Genomic DNA, 23,869 nt, shown 5'->3' with positions numbered 1-23,869 from the left:
ACCTTTTTGCCCAATGCGTTGTAAATGGTAATCGTCACGCGACCGGCTTTTTTCAGGGAGAATGAAATATCCGTGGTCGGGTTGAACGGATTGGGATAGTTTTGATTCAAGGTGTAGTTCTGAACCAGATTGACAGGCATCTCGTGAACGGCATTTCCGGCACCGGCTTCCAGCATGTAAAAACGGGGCTGGAGGGAATCGCCATCTTCAACCGCGATGAGCAATTCGGGTTTTCCGTTGCCATTCATGTCGTTGGAGGTATATCCCTCAAGCTGGTCTTCCGAATCGCCGGGGAAGGAAATATCGTAAATACGGGCGCCGCGGGCGGTATCGGTGTTAAAGACCTTGGTGTACGTGTAGCTGGCGGAATCAGCGATATCGCCGCTGCCGTTGTATTCCATTCTCCAGACACTTCCTGCATAATTTCCACCGACAAAAATATCGCCATTGCCGTCTTTATCGAAGTCTCCGGCGGCCAGTCCACGAATTCCACCGGGTTCAACGGTTGCCACAACCGGGGTGTTGGTGCTGTCGGCAGTGGCCAGGTCTGTCACGTTCACGTCCAGAACGACTGTGCCATTGGTGCGTCCCAGGACCACTTCTTCTTTTCCGTCATTATTGGCATCAAAGTGAGAAGCAGCCTGAATGGTTTTGTAGGGGTAGAAATCGAAAACATGTTTTTCATAGGTATCGGGGCCGGTGGCTTCGTAAAAAACCTGGGGACCGCCGCCGCTGTAAATGGAAAACAGGGCTTCTTTGTGACCGTCATTGTCCACATCGGTGATGTCGGCCGAATAATCTGAGCCATAGCCGGTTGTGGTGTCGATAGCTTCGATTTTCCACTGGGTAAAAATGCCGGCAAAATCACCATCCAGAGAGCAGATCATTAATGCAGAACCGGCAGCTGACGGCCATTTACGGAAGCCGACGGCCAGTTCGTCCTTGCCGTCGCCATCAATATCGCCGGCAGCCATGGCTGACGGACGAGTGTTGGTGGCAGGCGGAGCGTCAAAATTCCAGGTGGCCGTGGGGGTATCAGGCAGACCCACGCCGGGTTCACCTTCAAAAACCAACAGGCGGTCGGGGTTGGCATCGGGTGTGGGCTGATTGCTGCTGTAAGGGACGCCAATCACCAGTTCCTTGTTTCCGTCGCCGTCCAGATCGGCCACACAAGCCGTTGGAAAGGAAGCCCAGCTGAATTCGCCTGCCGAATACTTCCAGGTCAGGTCAAAATTACCTGTATTGGGGTTGTATTCGTAGAGATAAACTGCATTGGATGTTCCATGATCGAGCCCGGAGTTCGGGCCGGTTTCATCAGTAATATAGAAGAATTCCATATTGCCGTCACCGTCAAAATCGTAACCGGCATGAACCTCATCCAAATCGGCAATTCGCTGAGGCAAAATAACGGAGTCAACGGCCGTTTGGGTTTTTGGTTGTTCCAGGATTTCCATTATTTTTGTAAATCCATTGCCCAGATATTCCTGGCTGTAACCAAACGAAGCCATAAAGAAAACAAATACGACTACAAAAAATAATGCGCCAAACTTTTTCATACGTCCTACCTCCTTGTTTAATTGGGTTAACCACACACAAATCTTACCAAAACAGCTTTCTTTTCACCTCCTTCCCACAATTCGTAATTCCAGCGAAAGTGTAAAGGTTCTCTATTTTCGGGGGAATAAAACCGTTGTTTGTGGAAAAACTGTAAATTTTGAGAATCAGCCCCACGAACTAATTAAGAATTGAAAACTTAGAAATCGAAAGTCAGGTTGGTCAATAAAGAAAATTTACAATAGTATAAAGAAAAAAAAATCCATTGTCAAGATAAAAATTAAAGATGCTTAATTTTTTTTACTTGACTTGCCACAATAAACGGAGTTATATTAGACAATAAATTTTCCTTCCTTTATAAAGTCTTATAAAAAACAAAAGAGGTAGGCCATGAAAAAAAAGTACCTGTATCAAATTGTAATCTTTCTTTTGTTTACTTTTGGTCTTGGGTCCACCATTGGCTTTGCCGGGACCACCGGAAAAATTAAAGGCAAAGTGGTGGATGCTCGAACCGGTGATGCCCTGCCGGGTGTGAATATTCTGATTGTGGGAACCACAATGGGCGCTGCCACGGATATCAACGGCACCTTTTTTATTCTGAACGTTCCCCCGGGCACGTACAAACTGCGGGCCACGATGGTCGGGTATGCACCAAGCGAGGTTACCAATGTTAAAGTGTTTGCCGATTTAACGGCTACCATCAATTTTAGGCTCTCACAGACTGTAATTAAGGGAAAAGAAGTCACCATTGTTGCCGAGCGTCCCATGATTCAGCGGGATGCCACAGCCAGTGCCGCCGTCATGACATCTGACGATATTGCTGTGGCACCGGTTGAAAATTTCAAGGATTTAATGGTAACCAAAGCCGGCGTTTCTGTGGATGCCGGCGGCAACCTGCACATTCGTGGCGGCCGATCGGGCGAAATTGCTTACATTGTAGATGGTATTGCCAACACAAACCCGTTTAATAACGGGCTGGGTGTAGAGGTTGCTACAAATGCGATTGAGGAAATGTCTGTTATTACGGGGTCTTTTAACGCCGAATACGGACAGGCCCTGTCCGGGGTGATTAATATTGTAACCAAGGGGGGGCAAACCACCTATTCCGGTAATTTTTCCGGCCAGACGGGTGACATGGTTACCCGGCACAAAGACACCTTTTACCATATCGATCAGATTGATCCCCTGAATACGGCCGAAGGAGAATTTAGTTTTGGCGGACCGGTTCCGTTTCTCCCCAAAAACCATACATTCTTCGTGTCGGGGCGCTATTTCAATGATAAAGGCTATCTTTACGGTATTCGCCTGCACAATACCACCGACGGGATTGACAGCATTCGCACCGGCGACGGATCAATTGTACCAATGAATCCTTCCAGGCTTTTTAACGGCCAGGGAAAATACAGTTTCAGGATTTCACCCAGTATTCGTTTGATGCTCAGCGGACTTTTGGAATCCCGGAAATGGCAAAGATACTCCCATTCCCGAAAATACGTCCCGGATGGCCGTTTGTGGTATTTCAAGGACAGCTATCGGGAAAATGTAAAATTAACGCACCAATTATCGAGCCGCACATTCTACAATTTGATCGGATCGTTTTTGTCCTATAAATACCAATACTATGCCTTCAAAAACCCCAAAGACCCAAGGTATGTCTGGAGCGGTTACCGCCGGCAGGACGTCAATTATGAGTTCTATACGGGGGGTACCGACAATAGCCGAATGTACCGGGATGCACAGACCTTTAATGCAAAATTTGATCTGACCAGCCAGATGACCTCGATTCACGAGGTTAAAGTGGGTTTTGATGTCAAAAAACACAAGCTCTATCAGCATGATTGGGTGGTTTTACCTGACCGCCCCGGCTACGACGATAATAATGATGGAATTCCCGGGGATATTATTGACGGCAGCGGACCCAATAATAATACCTATACTCACCGGCCTCTGGAGGCGTCGGCCTACGTTCAGGATAAAATTGAAATGAAGGATATGGTCATTAACGCCGGGATTCGATATGATTATTTCGATCCCGATGGAGTTGTTCCGACCAACCCGAAGGACCCGCAGCGTTCACCCAAGAAGAAAGCTTCTGTTAAAACGCAAATCAGTCCGCGTTTTTCGCTGGCCTATCCGATCACCGATCGCGGGAAACTCTTTTTCTCGTACGGGCACTTTTTCCAGATTCCGCCGTTTTATCGTCTCTATCACAATCCGGATTTTGAGGTGCTTCCCGGTGTGATTAAAAGTGATATCGGGAATGCCGATCTGAAACCGGAAAAAACGGTCAGTTATGAGGTTGGATTCGAACAGGAAGTTTCGCCCGGCGTTGCCCTGTATATTAAGGCCTATTATAAGGATATTCGAAATCTTTTGGGGCAGCGGATTTACATTTTGCCTGGCGGCAGCGATTCCTACGCCCTCTTTATCAACCGTGATTTCGGGTACGTGAAAGGCGTAAACATTTCACTGGATAAGCGCTTCTCAAACTACTTTTCAGCGAATGTGGATTACACCTATCAGGTGGCGGAAGGGAATGAGTCGGATCCGACCCGAACCCGGCGCAACTACCGGTTAACCATTGAGCAGCTAAAGAAGGTGGTGCCTCTGGATTGGGATCAGACCCACGCCCTCCGGATTAATACGAACATTGCCAAACCCGGAAGCTGGGGGCTGAGTTTGATCGGACGCATCGAGAGCGGCTATCCCTACACGCCCAAGGCGACCAACGAAATTGTGCGTATTGCCGATGAAAATAGCGGCCGAAAACCCCCCATTATCAATTTTGATTTGAATGCGTACAAGGATTTCACAATCCACTTTGGCGGGACACGATTGATTTATGAGCTGTACGTCAAAGTGTACAATGTGTTCGACCGAAAAAATGAGCTTTATGTCTGGGACAGCACCGGACGTGCCGGATATTCGATGGAACGCTACGGAGGCAAGACAACCAAGGATTGGGCCCTTCGTCCGAACTGGTATTCGAAGCCACGCCAAATCTTTTTGGGAGCGGGTATTCGCTTTTGATTTTTCTGACGAAGTGTGACGCGGCAACGAAAAAGCCGATTCCAACGGGGAAAGACATTTTTGTATCGGACATTTTGAACGTAAACCAACGAGTAATCGGATCATAAAAAATAAGTATTCAATTTTGGAGGTTGAAATGAAATATTTCACCCGGGTGAATGTACCTCTCTTACCCTTTCTCGTAACAACAATTCTGTTGTTTTTTCTGATAAGTCCGGTTTCGGCGCAATTTAAAAAACCGAATAAGCCCATGAAATACTGGACGAAGGAAGAGTTCCAGAAATGGGAAAATTATTTCGACGGACACCGGCTCAGCAAACCAACTGCCCACAGGGATCGAAAATTTGGCATCCACGATGGGAATAAAATTCGTACCCTGTTTTACAATTACGGCTCCATCGGACGCCCCAACACAGAACCCTCCTTGGAATGGCCGATTTACAGCGGGCACGGTTACGGTTATGAATTCGGCCCGTTGATTGGCGCACAGGTTGTCACCGTACAGGGGGATACCGTTGGCATTTTTGACGACGGCATGATCGACGGCGGCGACACCGATCCCACCGGCGGCGAAAATGTGTGGGGATGGGAACCCCTCCCGGGATACGCCGCTCCCTCGCCCAATGAACAAATTGCCATGAGCAATAAGCCCAGTACCTGGGGGCCCCTGTTTCCAAAAGACGACAAGGGAAATCTTATGTGGCCGGGCCAATACGGCAATGGCAAGGTAACGGCAGATCTGGAAAGCTATTTTGTGATGGACGATCGCTGGAATGCCGAATTTGGCTATTATCCCTTTCCTTCGGATTCCTCGCGAAGGGGACTCGGAATTCAGGTAACGGCTCGCGGTTATCAGTACTCCGCGCAATTGGCCGAAGATATTCTCTTCTTCCAGTACGAAGTGAAAAACGTGAGTGAGAAAAAACTGGATAAGGTGGTAGTCGGAATGATGGGCGATCCGCATATCGGCGGCCCCGGTGATTTTTCGGATGATTATGCGGATTTTGATCAGAAGATGAACATGGTATTTTCCTGGGATCGCGTGGGGTCGTCCAACGATTTCGGTATCCCGTGGGATCAATTGGGCTGGCTGGGCTTTATCTTTCTGGAAAGCCCCGGAAACAGTACGGACGGCATCGACAACGACCATGACGGAATGGTGGATGAAAGTCGGTTCAATGGAATAGATGACGATGGCGACTGGCAGGCTACCGATGCAGAAGCCAAAGCGGACACCCCGGAGAAGGATTACACCAATGGCATTGACGACGACCACGACGGTCGAATCGACGACCTGGGTGATCTGGACGGGAAATCCGACGACGTGGGACGCGATGGGATTCCCGGAACCTTTGATGAAGGCGAAGGAAACGGTGTTCCGGATCCCGGCGAACCGGATTTCGATCAGACGGATCTGGACGAGAGCGATCAGATGGGACTGACCTCTTTCGCGGCACCTATCTACTCAACTGTAATCCCTGCCGACGATGATAAAATCTGGAAACTAATGAAACCCGGTAATATTAGTGCAGAAAATATTCAGCAGAACGCCGACAATATCTTTCTGTTTGGATCGGGTTACTTCCCGTTTTCGCCGGGTGAAATTCAAAAATACTCCATTGGCATTATTATGGGGCAAAACAAGAACGATCTGTATCAAAATGCCAAAATGGCCTATTTTATTTACCGGTTGAATTTCCAGTTTACCAAACCGCCCGATCTTCCCACCGTACACGCTGTGCCGGGCGACGGAAAGGTGACACTCTATTGGGATGACAAAGCCGAACAATCGACGGATATTCTATTTGGCCACGATTTTGAGGGATATGCCATCTACAGAAGCACGGATAAGGTCCACTGGGGGAATCCCATTACGGATAACCGGGGCATCAAGGTGTACGACACCCCCATTGCGCAATTCGACCGAAAAGACGGGGTTAAAGGAACGCATCCCATCGGAACCAACGGCATTCACTTTTATATGGGTGATGATACCGGATTGCGTCACACGTATGTTGACAGTAATTTGGTTAATGGGATTACCTATTATTATGCCGTTACCGCGTACGATTCCGGGAGCGCCACAAAGGGCATTGCACCTCTGGAAACTCCAAAAGCGATTGGCGCCTCAAATGTTGTGGCGGTTATGCCCAACGCTCCTGCTGCAGGGTACGTTCCGGCGGCAGTGGAGGTTCAGCACGTATCCGGTATTTCCGATGCCCAACTGAAGGTAGATGTTCTGGACTATACCATACTAAACGATACAAAATACGAGATTACCATTAATGACTCGGTGTCTCCCAAAACCTTTACCATTAAAAATCTCACGTCCAATGAAACCGTGCTGGAAAACAGCACCGATTTGAAGGGACAAAAGCATTTTATAAACGGGTTGGTCTGGCGTTTTATTGACATTCCGTTTATTACCCCCATTGACAGCCTGACCAAATGGGAGGAAGGCAGCCAGTGCAACTGGACGGTGAATGTAAGCATGAGTTCGCATGGGGTGCGACTGGCCCGGGATATTGAAATTCGGTTCTCCGACACATACATCGACACCTCTGTGGTGGTAAAGCCGCAACCCACAAAATTCACACTTGTGAATGTAACGGATAACGAAAAACTGCCATTTGTCTTTATGGACAAGGATAAGGATCACGAGCTGAGCTCGGGCGATCAGGTTATTATTTTTCTGAACAACAAGCCAAGCTGGCAATTTACGTTTCAGGCCCCGGCAGAAGGAAGTATTCCGCCTGCCAAGGGCGATGTTTTCAAATTAACCATTGCCAAACCTTTGGAGTCAATTGACAAATATATTGTTCATGTCGATCCGGCAGGTATTGATCTGGCCAAAGCAAAACAAGACCTGAATAAAATTGCCGTGGTGCCCAATCCCTATGTAGCCGCTTCGGCTCTGGAACCGAAGCCTGCGTTTGTTTTCTCCGCCGGACGCGGTGAACGCCGCGTGGATTTTATCCATTTGCCAAAGGATTGTACAATCCGCATTTACACCGTCACGGGCGAACACGTAAAGACCATTGAACATCATGGAACTGTGTTTGACGGCTCTGAACCGTGGAATTTACTGAGTGATGATGACCTGGACATCTCGTTTGGAATCTACATCTATCATGTAGATGTGCCGGGGGTCGGCGAGAAAATCGGACGCATTGCAATTATAAAATAGCAAACTATGAATGATAAGTGATAAACCGGGAGGTTTTCGATGAAACGGTTCATTGTTATACTGGTGGGATTGATTATTTCCAGCTTTTTGGGATTATCCCTTTCTACCGCTCAAACAGTTAAATCGGGTACGACGGCTGCCCAATTTCTCAAGATTGGAATCGGTGCACGCTCTGTAGGGATGGGTGAAGCCTTTGTGGCAACCGCCGATGATATCAGCGCTATTTACTGGAATCCCTCGGGTCTGGCAAATTTAGTGAATAATGAGGCGATTTTTTTCCACACGGATTGGCTGGCCGGAATTAATTATGATTTTGCCGCTTTTTCCGTGCCTCTGGGGGAATGGGGAACATTTGGCGGCTTCTTTTCCGCTCTTACGGTTCCGGATGACAAAGTGCGTACCGTCCACGATCCGGAGGGCACGGGCGAGCTTTTTGGAGCGTCCGATATTGCCCTGGGAATCTCGTATGCGCGAAAAATTACGGATCGATTCTCTTTTGGAATGAACGTAAAGTACATTAAAGAAAAAATCTGGAACATGTCGTCCAGTGCGATGGCAATGGATATTGGCACCATCTACCGAAGCCAATTTCACGATCTGCGCATTGGAATGATGATGTCCAACTTTGGAACGCAGATGCAGATGTCGGGTCGGAATGCACTCCTGTTTGTAGATATCGACCCGACCATTGATGGAAACAATGAAATGATTCGCGCACATCTGGAAATGGAAAAGTGGGATATTCCCCTCCAGTTTCGTGTGGGGATGGCGTTTGATCCCATTAAGAATGGTTTGATGCGTTTAACGGTGGGTGCGGATGCGGTTCATCCGAATGATAACAATGAATTCGTGAATACCGGATTTGAATATGCGTTCAAAGAGATGCTCTTTCTGCGCGGCGGATATCGGGGTTACGGAATGGATCAATTGGAAGGCGGTCTTACGCTGGGAGGCGGTTTTCAGTACCGGTTTGGCGGAGCGGCCAAAATTCGCCTGGATTATGCGTATGTGGATTATGGACGTCTGAGTTCTGTAAACCGGTATTCAATTAGCGTCGAGTTTTAATCCGGAAATTAAAAAAGGCTGAAATCAAAGAAGGCGCCTCTGAAGCGGCGCCTTCTTTTTAGTGATATTTTGAACATATCCTGCCTGCCTAAGTCCCCTTAAATCTTGACAAATATAAAATTTTATTGTATATTCAATATTATTAAAAATATATATTTTAGCACACGGCCTGCACCCCCGGGAGCGGTATGCCGTAAAAAAGGAGTTTGTATGAATAATCGAAAATCGAATGGTCAATCAAATAAAATTGAAATTCAGGACGTGCCGACCTTTTATCGATTTCCCTTTATTAAAGTAAATGTTTTTGATGATGTTGAACAAATTGATTTTCGTCTGTCGGGGCATTTTACCGTTGAAGATTTGAATGGAAAGTGCGTATTCGACAGCCTTACCGGAGAGGCTCGCTGGCGGGTTGCGGTAGAGGCCTCGGCCCCCACTAAATTTGGATACGGTATTTCCGTCCACGAATATTATGATAAAAAATCTGCGGAAACACTTGCACGAAAGCTGCAAAAAAAGGGCTTTCATCCCAAAATTCAAACCTTTGGTTATCAGTGGTTGTTTGGTGATAATCGAAAAATCAGGAATTCCACCTATCGCGTGTACCTGGACGGATTTTCAGCGATCCGGGAGGCCAGAAAGGTCCAGCGCCAATTATTTGATTTTCAGCAATCGACTATTTTTAAGTACCGGGCCCGGGAAGCCAGGGGTGTTATGGAAATGTTTGATGTAAATTACAGTAAATCTACAAAGTGCGGCGGGCCGATCAAACTGACACCCCGAGAGCGCAGCAGCACCATTTCTCTTCTGAATGTTCGGAATAAAAAGGACAGCATGGAATTCCCCAATTTATATGATATCCAATTCCGGATCAACGACAAGGGCAAGCTGCAATGCGTGGCGGAGATGGATATTGAAGCCTATGTTGGGGGATTGCTTACAGCTCAATATCAGGAAAATTACCCTGATTCCTACATGGAAACCCTTTCCATCACGTTGAGAAGCTGGGTGGCTGCCAATTGGGGGCGATTGCACAAGGGCGAAGCCTATCAATTCTGCAGCACCGACCACTGTTTTTATCTGTCCGGTTTGCAGCCCTGGCCCAGGCGTGTGATGGATGTGATGAAGAAAACGAAAGGCCTGGTGTTAACGTGCGGAGAGGAGATTTGCAATACGCCCTCGCATCTGGTGTGCGGAGGCCACACGGAATCCCTTGAAAATGTGGGAGACTTTGAACCCAAACCCTATTTGGTCAGCTTATTCGATACAAACGGCCACGAACCCCCTGATGAGATGCCGGAAAATCTGAATAATGAGGAAGCTATCGAGATTTGGATTAACAGTCAACCGGCGGTTCATTGCAATTTTTCCGAGATGAAAGATGTGGAGGATTTTCAAAACTTTCGCCAATATTTTCGCTGGGAAACCGAATATACCCGCCAGGAGCTTGAGGAAATCATCTCACAAAAAACGGAAGAAGATATTGGCACGCTGTACGATATTGTCCCCCTCAAGCGGGGGGAGTCGGGTCGGCTGGTAGAGGTAGAAATCCTGGGAAGCAGGCAAAATGTGAAATTGGTCGGCGACCTGACCATTCGTCAGGCCTTTTCGCAAACACAATTACCCAGCAGCTGTTTCATCGTTCGTGCCGAAATGGATGAGCACGGTATTCCGACCATTTTCAATTTTATCGGCGCAGGTTCCGGAGACGGCGTAGGGATGTGCCAGTTGGGTGCTATTGCCAAGGCTCATTCCGGCCAGACGCCGGAAGAAATCATCCGGCATTATTTTGGAGAAGGTATTCAACTGGAAAAATTACCGTTAACATAGGTTCAAATTTTGGAGGTTTTTGAGAATGGATATGGACTTAAGAGAAACATTTCAGGAACTCAGCCGCAAGCTCGAACATCTACGGAGTTTTCTTTGACGTCGATCAACTGAAACTGAAAATAGATCAGCTTCAGGAGCAATCCGCTGCACCGGATTTCTGGAACGACACGCAGAGAGCTCAAAAAATTAATCAGGAGATCAGCCGTCTAAAATCTGTCGTGGAGGGGTGGAATCGACTCAAAGAGCAGCAGGAAAATCTTCAGGTTCTTTTGGATTTGGCGCAAGAATCCGGAGACAAAGAGCTGGAGGCGGAATTTCAATCGGAATTAAAGACGTTTAAGGAACAGGTCGAAGAACTGGAGCTGAAAAGTATCCTCGGAGGGATTGACGATCCCAAAAACGCCATTCTGACCATTCATGCCGGAGCCGGCGGAACAGAAGCCCAGGACTGGGCGCAGATGCTGCTTCGAATGTACACGCGCTGGATCGAGCGCCGCGGGTTCTCTTACCACACGCTGGATTTGCTTCCGGGCGAAGAAGCCGGCATCAAGAGTGCGGTTCTGGAGGTGAAAGGGGACTATGCCTACGGTTATCTGAAAGCCGAAGCGGGGGTGCACCGGCTGGTACGGTTGTCCCCGTTTGATGCCAATCACCGCCGCCACACATCCTTTGCCTCGGTTTTTGTGTACCCCGAAATTGAAAGCGATGTGGAGATTGAAATCAACCCGAAGGATTTGCGGATCGATACCTACCGTGCCAGCGGAGCAGGCGGACAGCACGTGAATAAGACGGACTCGGCGGTGCGCATTACGCACATTCCTACGGGAATTGTGGTGCAGTGCCAGACGGAGCGTTCCCAGCACATGAACCGCGAAAGCGCCATGAAGATTCTTCGGTCGCGCCTGTATCAGAAAAAAATGGAAGATGAAGCCGAAAAACGAACGGAAATCGAGAAGGGGAAAAAAGACATTGCCTGGGGCAGTCAGATTCGTTCGTACGTTTTTCATCCCTATAATATGGTAAAAGATCACCGTACGGGAGTGGAAACGGGCAACACGCAGGCGGTTATGGACGGGGATATCGATCGGTTTATACGGGCTTTTTTGTTGAATCAGACTGTTTCGGCACAAGCGAAATCATCCTAAATAGTTAAGAAGGCGGTAGTGAAGATGCGTCCGACAGTGGCAGTCGTGGATTTGGGTGCGATTCGATACAATCTGAGCCGGGTGATCGAAAGAGTGAAACCGGCGGGGGTTATGGCCGTCGTAAAGGCAAATGCCTACGGACACGGCATGGCGGAAGTCGCGCGTACGGCTCTGGATACCGGAGCCGATTATCTGGCTGTGGCGCTGGTGGAAGAAGGCATCGAACTTCGGGAAACCGGCATCAGCGACCCCACGCTTGTTTTTGGGGGATTTTTTCCCGATCAGGCTGAATTTTTTGTGCGGTATGATTTGGATGCAACCCTCTATTCAACGGAAAATGCGAGGGCCCTCGAAAGGGCGGCAAAATTGTTCCGGAAACCCGCCCGCGTACACATTAAAATTGACACGGGGATGGGGCGTGTGGGGGTGCCCTGGGAAGAAGCGGCCTCGTTTGTCCGGGGAATCCTCCAAATCCCGGATATTCAGATTGTGGGAGTGTACACGCATTTCGCAACATCCGATGAAAAGGATAAAAGTTTTGCCAATTTGCAGCTGCACCGATTTAAGGTTGCGCTCAAGAATATTGAGTCCCTGGGATTCAAGATTCCGATCAAACATGCGGCAAACAGCGGTGCCATTCTGGATATGCCCGACGCCTTTTTTGATATGGTTCGCCCGGGAATTATGATGTACGGCTATTATCCGTCGTTTGAAACGACCGAGAGCATCGCGCTTAAACCGGCGATGGCCTTTCTTTCAAAGGTTCTTCACGTAAAGGAGGTTGAAAAAGGGACCACCGTCAGCTACGGGAGACAGTACACGGCGCCGCAGAAAACAACCATTGCCACCATCCCGGTGGGCTACGCAGACGGATACAATCGCCTGCTGACCAATCAGGGGAACGTAATCATTAACGGACAGACCTACCCGGTTGCCGGGCGGGTGTGCATGGATCAAATTCTGATCGACGTCGGTCCGGGCGCTTCTGTAAAGGTTGGCGATGAGGTGGTTCTTTTCGGAAAAACGGAACAGGGTGACGTGTCCGTATACGATATTTGCCGAAAATTAAATACGATTCCCTATGAGGTTACGTGCTGGGTATCCCGGCGCGTCCCGCGGGTTTACGTGAATGGCCAGAGATAGAAACAAGGGTGTCTTGTTGGTGCCTCAGGAAATCGCAGGCCACATGCAAATAAATTTTATGAAACTATTACAGACGTGCGGATGTTTAATTGAACTAAAATACCGTGAACAGATTTTGCGCAATTTGTAAAGGAAATTGAGAAGGACAGATCGGACTGAAGGAGAAACTTGTGGAACAGACGTGGCAAGAGGAACTGAACGAGCTGATGAAGATTCGGCGGCAGAAGATTGAAGAATTGCAAAAAATGGGGGTAAACCCCTATCCCTATAAATTTGAACGGACCCATTTTTCAACCGAGGTCATTCAAAATTTCGAGAAACTGGAAGGCCAAACCGTTTCACTGGCGGGTCGCCTTATGGCGCTGCGCCGAATGGGAAAAGCCAGTTTTGCTCACCTCATGGATTCCAGAGGCCGGATTCAAATTTACGTTCGTCTTGACAATGTGGGTGAAGAATCGTACAAGGTCTTCAAGCTCTTAGATATTGGCGATTGGATCGGCGTGACCGGGGAGGTCTTTAAAACCCGTACCGGCGAAATTACAATTGTGGTCAAGCAGTTTGAACTGCTTTCGAAAACGCTCCGACCGCTGCCGATTGTAAAGGAAAAGGTGGAAGATGGGAAGAAGATTGTCTACGATCAATTTGCGGATAAAGAACTGCGGTACCGCCAGCGCTATGTGGATTTGGTGGTCAATCCCGAGGTGCGGGAGGTTTTTGTAAAACGCTCCAAAATTATTTCAACCATGCGTCGCTATCTGGAAGAAAAGGGTTACCTGGAGGTTGAAACCCCCATTTTGCAGCCGATTTACGGCGGGGCATTTGCACGGCCGTTTGTCACGCACCACAACACCCTGGACATGACACTCTATTTGAGAATTTCGAATGAACTCTACTTGAAGCGCCTGATTGTGGGTGGTTTTGACGGCGTCTTTGAATTTTCAAAAGATTTTCGAAATGAGGGAATGGATCGGTTCCACAATCCCGAATTCACGCAAATGGAGCTCTATGTGGCGTACGAAGACTACTATTTTATGATGGGGTTGGTGGAGGAAATGATCAGCCTGATTGCCGAAAAGACCACGGGATCGAAAAAAATCGTGTACCAGGGAAATGAAATCGATTTAACACCTCCCTGGAAACGCATCCGAATGTTTGATGCCATTGAGGCGGAAACCGGTTTTAATCTGTACGGGAAGTCAGAAGAAGACGTGCGGGAAATCGGAAAAAAACTTTCGATTGATGTGGAGTCGCTTCCCAACAAAGGAAAGATAATTGATGAGATTTTCGGAGAATTTGTGGAGCCCAAGCTCATTCAGCCCACATTCATTACGGATTTCCCCATCGAAATTTCTCCTTTGGCTAAAAAACACCGGGATGACCCCAATCTGGTGGAGCGGTTTGAACCCTACATTGCGGGGAAAGAGGTGGGGAATGCCTTTTCGGAATTAAACGATCCGATCGACCAGCGGCAGCGTTTTGAGGCTCAGATGAAATTGCGAAGCGCAGGCGATGATGAAGCCCAGGTTCTCGACGAAGATTTTCTCCGTGCCCTGGAATACGGAATGCCGCCAACGGCCGGCCTTGGAATCGGGATTGATCGTTTGGTGATGATTCTGACGGACTCGCCCTCCATTCGGGACGTTTTGCTGTTTCCTCAAATGCGGCCGGAGCAGCTAAAAATAGATGACTAAAAAAGCCGCGAACTTGCGAATAAAGGATTTCCCGTTCGTAATGTTATCATTTTCGAGTTGAGAGGAAGTTACCGGTGTCCTACGAGTTTTTTATTGCCAGACGCTATCTGAAAGCGAAGCGGAAAACAGGATTTATTTCGTTAATTACCTATTTTTCAATTATCGGCGTTACCATCGGTGTGGCGGCTTTAATTATTGTTCTTTCGGTTATGAACGGTTTTGAGAAAGAAGTCCGTTCCCGGATTATTGGGTTTGATGCCCACATCCGGATTCGCACCTTTCACGATCAGGGTATTTCGGATTGGCAGGATGTTCTGAAAAAGGTTTCTTCTCTGGATCATGTGGTTGGGGCATCACCCTACATTTTGGGCAAGGCGCTGATCAAGTCCGGCAAAAATGTGGAGGGACTTTTCATCAAGGGTACCGATCAGAATCGGATAAAGAGTGTGTCGGATTTGGGGAAAAATATGATATACGGTACCCTGAATCTGGGATTGGTTCCCGGGCCGGAAGGGAGCAAACCGCTTCCCGGAATTGTACTCGGCCGAAGTCTTTCTGATCGTCTCGAAGCCCTCGTTATTGGCGACAAAATCACCGTCATCAGCCCCAGCATGACGACCTCCGTGTTTTCACCCCCCAGTGTCAAACAGTTTCGGTTGGCGGGCATCTTCGAAAGCGGCATGTTTGAATACGACGATTCCTACGGCTACATTTCAATTAAATCGGCCCAGCAATTGTTTCAAATGGGCAACAAGGTTTCCGGGATTGAAATTAAGCTGGATGACATGTACCAGGCCAGCCGTGTGGCCAAAAAAATCGACCAAATGCTGGGTTATCCCTTCTACACACTTACCTGGTTCGATATGCACAAAACCCTTTTTTCATGGATGCAGATTGAAAAATGGGCCATGTTTATTGTATTAAGCCTGATTATCATGGTGGCCGCATTTAACATTATCAGCTCATTGATTATGCTGGTGATGGAGAAAACACGGGAAATTGGCATTTTAAAATCTATGGGGGCCACGTCGGACAGCATTATGCGGATTTTTGTTTACGAAGGCCTCGTGGTCGGTGTGATCGGGACGATCCTGGGAAGCGCCATTGGCTACGCCCTGTGTTGGGCACAGGAGACGTACCGGTTCTTTTCGCTTCCGCCGGATGTCTACTTTATTAATAAATTGCCGATCTACATGAAGCCGACGGACTTTATTATGATTGGGACTGCAGCCATTTTGCTCAGCTTTCTGGCGACGCTTTATCCGTCCAAGAAAGCCTCAAAACTCGATCCCGTTCAGGCTATTCGATACGAATAATTGAGATAACTTTTTGTTTAAGCAGGGACTGTGGGCTTTTGAATTGGAAATCAATGGCAGGGATCTTATCTTGAACGACATCATTCTTTCGGCAAAATCGATCACCAAAGATTATAAAATGGGGGCCAGCATCATCCATGTCTTAAAAGGAATTGATCTGAAAATCAGACATGGCGAAATTCTGGTTATTATCGGGCCTTCCGGTGTGGGGAAAAGCACGCTGCTCCACATCATGGGAGGACTCGATCGCCCTACCAGCGGAAAGGTTGTGATCAATTCAACCTCTGTTTTTGAACTGGATGACACGGCGCTGGCCAGATTCAGGAATCAGACGATTGGCTTCGTCTTCCAATTTCACTATTTGCTTCCTGAATTTACGGCTCTTGAAAATGTAGCCATGCCGGGATTAATCGGGAACAAACCCCGGAGTGAGGTTTATAAGAAAGCAGAGAAACTGCTGCGAGATGTGGGATTGGGGGAACGGTTGGAACACAAACCCAACGAACTTTCCGGCGGGGAACAGCAGCGCGTGGCGGTTGCCCGGGCCTTAATGAACGATCCCATGATCCTTTTGACAGATGAACCGTCCGGAAATCTGGATTTGGAATCCAGTCGGTCGCTTCACGAGCTTTTATACAAGTTGAGTCGCGAAAAAAATCAAACCATTGTTATTGTGACACACAATCAGGAACTGGCTCAAATGGCGGATCGGGTTATTGAGTTGTTCGACGGTCGTATTAAAAACGAAACGTCCCAAAATCGACGGGATTAAAAATGTTGTGCCAAAAATGTTTTAAAAACAATGCCACTGTGAAAATCACAGAGGTCATTAACGGGAAAGAGAAAGAACTTTATTTGTGTGAGAAATGTGCCCTTTCGCTGGGGCTTCAAAAAACCGTCAAGCAGTTGCCCGAGCTTTTTCAAAGCTTGATGGTTGATGTTTTTAAGGAAGAAGCCGCTCCGCCTGTCCGACATTCGGTTTCTCTAAAATGTCCTCATTGTGGTACAACCTGGGATGATTTTAAGCGGACCGGGCTTCTGGGGTGCGATCGGTGTTATGAAGCTTTTCGGGTACAATTGGAACGAGTGCTGAAGCAAATCCACGGAAACACACACCACATGGGAAGTCGTCCTTCGGGCCAGAAAACACCGGTCGTGCAAAATCTGGAACGATTGCAAGAAGAGTTGAAAAAGGCCGTTGCTGAGGAGGCGTTTGAAAAGGCGGCCCGCCTGCGGGACCAAATTCGGGAACTTCAGGGAAACGTCAAACAGGACTAATTCATCCCGGAACTGAGGCGTTTTCTTTCAGAACCGGGACAATCTGTTATCAGCCCCAAATTACGGCTCGTCAGAATCTATTGATCTGCGGACGAATAATTTAACCCCTTCCAAAACGAAATCGGGATTTTTGTGTAATATCCCATACAAGCCCTCCCAAAAGGGTTCATATTTTCCTCTATTTAACCGATAATGGTTGAAAGGGAGTGTTTTTCTTCACCGACATATTTCAATCAAATTTTATTTGCAAAAGCCTCTTTTTTCGAGTAAATTTAAACTGTAAAAAGTGAAGGCTATCAGAAATGACGCTGGATTTTGACACACTGGTTTACGAATCGCCTCCCTGGTTAGACTGTAATGCACCTGATTCCGATGTTGTACTTTCTTCGCGTATTCGATTAGCGAGAAATTTGGGACATGTCCCTTTTCCGAACCACGCAAAGCCGGAGATGCTGGAAGGCGTGTTAAATCGGGTGAAAGAGGCGTATCCAAGCGTTGAATTTCTGAATCAAGCCCTGTTCTTCGACATGGGACAATTATCCGGCGCTGAACAGTACATTCTTGCGGAACGGCGGATTATAAGCCCCGAATTTGTGGAGAAAAGCATACCGGAGGGTCTTATTTTAGAGGAATCCGGCCATTTTAGTGTCATGATCAATGAAGAGGATCATCTGCGGCTGCAGGCACTGGATTCCGGTTTTCAACCCGAGCGGCTATGGGCCATGATCGAGCAGATCGACCGGCAAATGAGCCATGTGGTTGATTATGCGTTCTCCGAGGAGTTTGGATTTCTGACGGCGTGCCCCACAAATACGGGTACGGGCCTTCGGGTGTCTCTGTTTGTGCAGCTTCCGGCGCTCTCTCTGACCGAACGTCTGGAGGAGGTTTTGAAGAAAAAGCCGCCTTCGGGGTTGATTGTCCGTGGATTTTATGGCGAAGGTTCCGACGTAGTCGGGAATATTTATCAGATTTCCAATCAATTTACGCTTGGCTGGACAGAATGGCGAATTCTTGAGGATATTGAGGAAGTTGTCAGGGAGATTATCAGGCAGGAACGACTGGCCCGCCTGGAACTAATTGAGGAGGACCGCATTCATCTTGAAGATCGTGTGTTTCGGGCACTTGGCGTGATTGAACGGGCGAGACTCATAAGCTCATTGGAATTTATTGAGTTGTTTGCTTCCATAAAGTTGGGGATAGTAAGCGGATTGCTTCCTGAAATCGATCATCAAACCGTAAACAATTTATTGGTGCAAACTCAGCCCGCACACATCCAGCGTTTGGCCGGAAGGGCTTTGGCGCCTTTGGAACGAGATGTCTACCGGGCAGAATTTGTTAGAAATAAGCTTAATCTCTAAAATTTAAAAAATAAGAAGTGATTCAATTGGGGGAAGACGAACGAAACCAAGATTCGGAGATGGTTAAATGATGAGAAATAATTTTTCAAGTCGCGTGCAAATGGTTATTCAATTTTCCCGTGAGGAAGCCATTCGTTTAGGGCACGATTACATCGGGACCGAACACCTTCTCCTGGGGCTCTTACGAGAAGGAGAAGGAATTGCTGCTGAGATCTTGAAAAATTTAGGAATAGATTTGGATGAACTCAAAAAGGCGATTGAAGAAACGGTTAAATCTTCCGGCGAAACGGTAACCATGGGGAATATCCCCTTTACAAAACGCGCCGAAAAAGTACTGAAAATGTCGTACGTGGAAGCGGAGCGGTATAAATCGGATATTATTGGAACGGAGCACCTGCTTCTGGCCCTTTCCAAAGAAAGAGATGGGGTTGCGGCGCAAATACTTATGAGCTTTGGCGTAAATTATGAAGCCATACGGGAGGAGTTGGATAATATTATTAAAGGAACACCAACCATGCGGGAGGAAGGATATAAAAAATCAAAAACACCCGCGCTCGACCATTTTGGACGAGATTTGACGGAATTGGCCCGAAAGGGGGAATTGGACCCCATTATCGGGCGGGATGAAGAGATTCAGCGGGTGGCTCAGATTCTCAGTCGACGCAAGAAAAACAACCCCGTGCTCATTGGAGAACCGGGGGTTGGCAAAACGGCCATTGCAGAAGGATTGGCTTTGCGAATTATCGAACGAAAGGTTCCCCGGGTGCTTCACAACAAGCGGGTGGTTACGCTGGATTTGGGAGCCATCGTGGCGGGAACAAAATACAGAGGACAATTTGAGGAGCGGATCAAGGCCATTTTAACGGAATTGGCCAAGTCCCGGGATGTCATTCTTTTTATTGATGAATTACACACCATTGTGGGTGCCGGCGGAGCGTCTGGCTCGCTGGATGCATCCAACATGTTTAAACCCGCTTTGGCTCGGGGAGAACTTCAGTGTATCGGGGCAACCACACTGGATGAGTATCGCCAGTACATCGAAAAAGACGGGGCACTGGAACGCCGGTTTCAGAAAATTATGGTCGATCCCCCGTCTGTAGATCAAACCATTGAAATACTGATGGGATTGCGGGAACGGTACGAAAAGCACCACCGGGTACATTTTACCGACGAAGCACTTCGGCAGGCGGTAAAAATGTCGGAACGGTACATTACCGACCGGTTTTTACCGGATAAGGCGATCGATGTGATGGATGAAGCGGGCTCGATGGTGCATCTGGCAAATATTCATGTCCCCAAAGAAATTGTTGAATTGGAAGAGAAAATCAAAGAGGTGCGTAAGGAAAAAGAGAAGGTTATCAGCGCACAGGAATTTGAGAAAGCCGCTGAATTACGGGATCAGGAAAAACGCCTGAATCTGAGTCTGGAATCTGAAAAGCGAAAATGGCAGGAAGCGGAAGACGAAATTATTGCGACGGTGGAGGAGAAAGATATCGCCAAAGTCGTTTCGATGATGACCGGTATTCCTGTTGTGCGGGTTGCGAAAACAGAATCCGAACGCCTTTTGGAAATGGAAAAGGAACTTCGCAAGCACCTCATTGGTCAGGATGACGTTGTGAGGAGCCTGGCCCGGGCGATTCAACGCACACGCGCCGGATTAAAAGATCCCAATCGACCTATTGGTTCGTTTATGTTTCTGGGGCCTACCGGTGTGGGGAAAACCTACCTGGCAAAGGTTTTGGCAGAATACCTTTTTGAAGATGAGGAAGCCCTTATTCGAATCGATATGTCGGAGTTCATGGAAAAGTTCTCTGTTTCCCGGCTCACCGGAGCCCCTCCGGGCTACGTTGGGTATGAGGAGGGAGGTCAGCTCACCGAACGGGTGCGCCGGCATCCCTATTCAGTCGTCCTTTTCGATGAAATTGAAAAGGCTCATCCGGATGTCTTTAACATTTTGCTTCAGATTTTGGATGAGGGACACGTCACCGATGGCCTGGGGCGAAAGGTGGATTTCAGACACACGATTCTGATCATGACCTCCAATCTCGGGGTTCGGAATATTCAAAAGGGCTCCAGTATCGGATTCAGCCATCACGATGAAAAGACCGATTACGAGAATATGCGTTCCAAAATAATGGATGAAATTCAGAAGCTCTTTAACCCCGAATTTGTAAATCGCCTGGATGAAATTGTTGTCTTTCGGCAATTGACCAAATCCGATATGATGAAGATTGTGGATATTGTTTTGGAAGATGTGTTTTCCCGTCTGGAAGATCGGGAAATCGAAATTACGTTGACGGATGGTGCCCGTGAATTCTTAGTGGATAAGGGATTTGATCCCGTGAATGGGGCGCGGCCCTTAAAACGCACCGTTCAAAAGTATCTGGAAGATCCGCTGGCCGAGGAACTGCTGAAAGGAAAATTTCAGGACGGCAGTCAAATTCAGGTGCGTAAGAAGGGCGATCACCTGGAGTTTGTGGAAATCGGTCGGAAATTCATTGACGCCAATAAAAAAGCAGATCAGGCCGAACAAGTGTAAGAAATGATCTTACGAAATCAATCTTTAAACGCGGTCATCTTTTTTCAATAGAATGGAATAGGTAAAAATCCCGATGAAATTATTCACCGGGATTTTTTTCTGAATAAATTTTTTGTCCGTGAATGGCGTGAATGGTACACATTTATGTTCGGTAAAATTAATTAGCCAAATTCGAGAAAATCGTAGGCAACTACCCTAAGGGTCAGGAGAAACAAAATGGACAAACAAAAATTTGAAATTCGGCTGGATTTTTCAAATGTAATGGCTGAAAATGTGGGGACGGAACATGGGCTTAAAAAGGACGACCTCGATGCCCTTCAGGAAAAAACACGGGATATTCATTTTAATTTTTACCGGCTTCGCGAACGAAAAGAACTTCCATTTATGAATTTGCCGTTTGAAAAGGAGGTTGTCGACGAAATTTCCTCTTACGTGCATTCTATTGAGGGACGATTCAAAAATTACGTTCATATCGGAATCGGAGGCTCGGCACTCGGCCCCATTGCCGTGCAGTCGGCGCTGCACCATCCCTTTTTTAATTTGCTTCCGCCTGAAAAACGGGGAAAGATTCCCCGGATGTTTTTTCTGGACAACATTGATCCGGAAACCACGGCCGCTCTGCTGGAGATTATTGATCCTGAGGACACCCTTTTTACCATCGTAACGAAATCCGGGGGGACGGCGGAGACGATATCCACGTTTATGATTTTTCTAGAAAAATTGAAACTTGCACTGAAAGATCGGTACAAAGATCACCTTGTTTTTATTACCGATCCGGTCAAAGGATTCCTGAGAAAATTAGCGACGGAAGAAGGCATTCAGGCGTTTGCCATTCCTCCCGGGGTAGGAGGACGGTTCTCCGTCCTGACGCCGGTGGGGCTGTTCCCGGCCATTTTGTCGGGTCTGAATGCGGATGATCTTCTCAATGGAGCAGGTTGGGCGGTGTCCAGATGCGGAACGGAAGACCTCTGGAAAAATCCGGCCTACCTTTTTGGGGCAATCAATTATAAGATGTACGAAAAGGGCAAGCGCTCCGTGGTTATGATGCCTTACTCTGACCGACTGTACCGGGTTGCCGATTGGTTTCGTCAACTGTGGGCGGAAAGCCTGGGGAAGAAGCTCAACCTGAAAAATGAACCGGTTTTCGTGGGCCCCACCCCCATTAAGGCTCTTGGGGCAACCGATCAGCATTCACAGGTGCAATTGTATGTAGAAGGCCCTTTTGACAAATTGTTTGCGTTTCTGGAAGTGGAACACTTTTCGGAAACGGTGACTCTGCCTTCCTTTAAACCGGATGAAAGCACCACGGGATATTTGGGGGGCCAAACCCTGAACGCCCTTATCGCTGCCGAAAAAAAGGCCACCGAACTGGCACTTACCCGGAATGAACGGCCGAATGTGACCTTCAAATTTCCGGTTGTGAATGAATTCACCGTGGGTCAAATGTTTATGATTCTTGAAATTGCAACGGCCTATACCGGTTACCTGTTTGAGATCGATCCCTTCAACCAGCCCCGGCGTGGAAGAAGGCAAAATTGCCACGTACGCCTTGATGGGACGTAAGGGATTTGAGACCCATCGAAAGGACATTGAAGCCGAATTAAAACGCAGGAAAAATTATGTGATTTAGGTTGAGCAAAATGGTACTGATTTTTTTTGGTTCTACAGGCTTTTTTGTGGATTTATTTTCTTAAAATACAGAAAGCATTCCATTCTGGCCCTCCCTCCGTCCCCCTCCCTGAGATCAGGGAGGGGGAGTCAGGGGGGAAAAGAGGTGGTGTTCCATTTTCAAAAAGAGTTACTTTCCCTCCAAAAAACCAACGGAACCATTTTTTAAATACCAAAATCATTTTGGTCCAGGTATCTTTTCCCTTCCGCAAAAACTCGTTGTCTTTTTTACCAGAAATCCTTATATTACTCACACTTTTCCTCTTACCTGAAAGAAGGAGGACTTCCCATGCTTAAAAAAATATCAACAACAATTGGCTTTATTGCACTGATCGTATTTACAGCGGGATCCCTTTTTGCCGGATCAACAAAACCTCTCATCGGATCACGTTATCCGGCATTATCTCCAAATGGAAAACAGATAGCATTCTCGTATCTGGGTGACATCTGGAAGGTACCGGTTACCGGGGGCCAGGCGCTTCGCCTGACGGACAACGATGCTTACGAGGGGCATCCCATCTGGTCGCCTGATGGAAAGTGGCTGGCGTTTACGTCTGACCGTGAGGGGCAGGATGATGTGTACCTGATGCCCTCTACCGGAGGGGTTCCGAAGCGGCTGACGTTTAATTCCGCAGCGGATATGGCCACAGATTTCAGCCCTGACGGGCGGTGGATTCTGTTTCAATCAAACCGCCTGTCCATGGCGGGCCTTTTTAAGGTTTCGGTAAAAGGCGGGATGCCGGTTCCGGTGCTGGACCGCTACTGGGTTTGGACCTATTCGGGCAAATTCAATCCCAATGGAAAAGAGGTTCTGTTTTCCGTGGGAATGGAAAACCGCTTCTGGTGGCGAAAGGGATATCGGGGGGCGAACAGTGCCAAACTGTGGATCGTACAGCCGAAGACACTAAAATCCACTCAAATTACAGCCGATGAAGCCAATAGCTTTTGGCCGAACTGGGGCAGCGATGGAAAAACCATCTATTTTGTAAGTGAGCGAAAAACGGGTGTTTACAATATCTGGTCATGCGACCGGGATGGAAACCATCTTCGTCCGATTACAAGATT

15 protein-coding genes are annotated in these 23,869 nt (G+C 47.7%); 14 read left to right on the top strand and 1 reads right to left on the bottom strand.

What is annotated here, in order from left to right; genetic code table 11:
- Positions 1 to 1,556, bottom strand: a 1,556-nt coding sequence (locus GXO76_06170; GenBank protein NOY77440.1) for a T9SS type A sorting domain-containing protein, incomplete at its 3' end; no start/stop codon positions are given.
- Between the two features lie 388 nt (positions 1,557 to 1,944).
- Here GXO76_06170 and GXO76_06165 point away from each other — a divergent pair.
- The 14 genes from GXO76_06165 to GXO76_06100 form a co-directional block, all read left to right on the top strand.
- Positions 1,945 to 4,584 carry a TonB-dependent receptor gene (locus tag GXO76_06165; protein NOY77439.1) on the top strand — a complete coding sequence of 880 codons (2,640 nt, stop codon included), beginning with the start codon at positions 1,945 to 1,947 and terminating at the stop codon, positions 4,582 to 4,584.
- A 136-nt stretch (positions 4,585 to 4,720) separates the two neighbouring features.
- Positions 4,721 to 7,771: a hypothetical protein gene (locus GXO76_06160; protein ID NOY77438.1), complete on the top strand. Its 3,051-nt coding sequence runs from the start codon at positions 4,721 to 4,723 to the stop codon at positions 7,769 to 7,771.
- Positions 7,772 to 7,810: 39 nt separating this feature from the next.
- Positions 7,811 to 8,836: a UPF0164 family protein gene (locus tag GXO76_06155; GenBank protein NOY77437.1), complete on the top strand. Its 1,026-nt coding sequence runs from the start codon at positions 7,811 to 7,813 to the stop codon at positions 8,834 to 8,836.
- Positions 8,837 to 9,046: 210 nt separating this feature from the next.
- Complete coding sequence (locus GXO76_06150; GenBank protein ID NOY77436.1) at positions 9,047 to 10,666, top strand: SpoIID/LytB domain-containing protein; 1,620 nt, start codon at positions 9,047 to 9,049, stop codon at positions 10,664 to 10,666.
- A 25-nt stretch (positions 10,667 to 10,691) separates the two neighbouring features.
- A protein-coding gene (locus GXO76_06145; protein NOY77435.1) for a peptide chain release factor 2 occupies positions 10,692 to 11,811 on the top strand; the annotation gives its coding sequence in 2 pieces (ribosomal slippage) (positions 10,692 to 10,744 and positions 10,743 to 11,811; 1,122 coding nt in all).
- A 24-nt stretch (positions 11,812 to 11,835) separates the two neighbouring features.
- Positions 11,836 to 12,954 carry an alanine racemase gene (locus tag GXO76_06140; protein ID NOY77434.1) on the top strand — a complete coding sequence of 373 codons (1,119 nt, stop codon included), beginning with the start codon at positions 11,836 to 11,838 and terminating at the stop codon, positions 12,952 to 12,954.
- A 206-nt stretch (positions 12,955 to 13,160) separates the two neighbouring features.
- Positions 13,161 to 14,645 carry a lysine--tRNA ligase gene (gene lysS, locus GXO76_06135; GenBank protein NOY77433.1) on the top strand — a complete coding sequence of 495 codons (1,485 nt, stop codon included), beginning with the start codon at positions 13,161 to 13,163 and terminating at the stop codon, positions 14,643 to 14,645.
- 74 nt (positions 14,646 to 14,719) lie between these two features.
- The gene (locus GXO76_06130) at positions 14,720 to 15,961 is read left to right on the top strand and encodes a lipoprotein-releasing ABC transporter permease subunit (GenBank protein NOY77432.1); all 1,242 of its coding nucleotides are present in this window, start codon (positions 14,720 to 14,722) and stop codon (positions 15,959 to 15,961) included.
- 118 nt (positions 15,962 to 16,079) lie between these two features.
- On the top strand, positions 16,080 to 16,733 hold the full coding sequence (locus tag GXO76_06125; GenBank protein NOY77431.1) for an ABC transporter ATP-binding protein: 654 nt from the start codon (positions 16,080 to 16,082) through the stop codon (positions 16,731 to 16,733).
- A gap of 38 nt (positions 16,734 to 16,771) precedes the next feature.
- On the top strand, positions 16,772 to 17,239 hold the full coding sequence (locus tag GXO76_06120; GenBank protein ID NOY77430.1) for a hypothetical protein: 468 nt from the start codon (positions 16,772 to 16,774) through the stop codon (positions 17,237 to 17,239).
- A 302-nt stretch (positions 17,240 to 17,541) separates the two neighbouring features.
- Positions 17,542 to 18,597 (top strand): protein arginine kinase, encoded by a 1,056-nt coding sequence (locus tag GXO76_06115; GenBank protein ID NOY77429.1) that lies wholly within the window; start codon positions 17,542 to 17,544, stop codon positions 18,595 to 18,597.
- A gap of 70 nt (positions 18,598 to 18,667) precedes the next feature.
- Positions 18,668 to 21,136, top strand: a complete 2,469-nt coding sequence (locus GXO76_06110) for an ATP-dependent Clp protease ATP-binding subunit (protein ID NOY77428.1) — start codon at positions 18,668 to 18,670, stop codon at positions 21,134 to 21,136.
- A 216-nt stretch (positions 21,137 to 21,352) separates the two neighbouring features.
- On the top strand, positions 21,353 to 22,699 hold the full coding sequence (locus GXO76_06105; GenBank protein NOY77427.1) for a glucose-6-phosphate isomerase: 1,347 nt from the start codon (positions 21,353 to 21,355) through the stop codon (positions 22,697 to 22,699).
- A gap of 394 nt (positions 22,700 to 23,093) precedes the next feature.
- A partial coding sequence (locus tag GXO76_06100; GenBank protein NOY77426.1) for a hypothetical protein occupies positions 23,094 to 23,869 on the top strand: 776 nt, incomplete at its 3' end.

This window comes from Calditrichota bacterium (assembly GCA_013151735.1).
Lineage (GTDB): Bacteria > Zhuqueibacterota > JdFR-76 > JdFR-76 > BMS3Abin05 > BMS3Abin05.
Note: the sequence above shows the minus strand (reverse complement) of the source record. Positions and strands in the feature narration are given on the sequence as shown.

What these genes read in the sequence shown, in the direction of transcription:
- GXO76_06165 (NOY77439.1), top strand. Translation starts at nt 1,945, where the DNA reads ATGAAAAAAAAGTACCTGTATCAAATTGTAATCTTTCTTTTGTTTACT.
- GXO76_06160 (NOY77438.1), top strand. Translation starts at nt 4,721, where the DNA reads ATGAAATATTTCACCCGGGTGAATGTACCTCTCTTACCCTTTCTCGTA.
- GXO76_06155 (NOY77437.1), top strand. Translation starts at nt 7,811, where the DNA reads ATGAAACGGTTCATTGTTATACTGGTGGGATTGATTATTTCCAGCTTT.
- GXO76_06150 (NOY77436.1), top strand. Translation starts at nt 9,047, where the DNA reads ATGAATAATCGAAAATCGAATGGTCAATCAAATAAAATTGAAATTCAG.
- GXO76_06140 (NOY77434.1), top strand. Translation starts at nt 11,836, where the DNA reads ATGCGTCCGACAGTGGCAGTCGTGGATTTGGGTGCGATTCGATACAAT.
- lysS (NOY77433.1), top strand. Translation starts at nt 13,161, where the DNA reads ATGAAGATTCGGCGGCAGAAGATTGAAGAATTGCAAAAAATGGGGGTA.
- GXO76_06125 (NOY77431.1), top strand. Translation starts at nt 16,080, where the DNA reads ATGGGGGCCAGCATCATCCATGTCTTAAAAGGAATTGATCTGAAAATC.
- GXO76_06115 (NOY77429.1), top strand. Translation starts at nt 17,542, where the DNA reads ATGACGCTGGATTTTGACACACTGGTTTACGAATCGCCTCCCTGGTTA.
- GXO76_06110 (NOY77428.1), top strand. Translation starts at nt 18,668, where the DNA reads ATGAGAAATAATTTTTCAAGTCGCGTGCAAATGGTTATTCAATTTTCC.
- GXO76_06105 (NOY77427.1), top strand. Translation starts at nt 21,353, where the DNA reads ATGGACAAACAAAAATTTGAAATTCGGCTGGATTTTTCAAATGTAATG.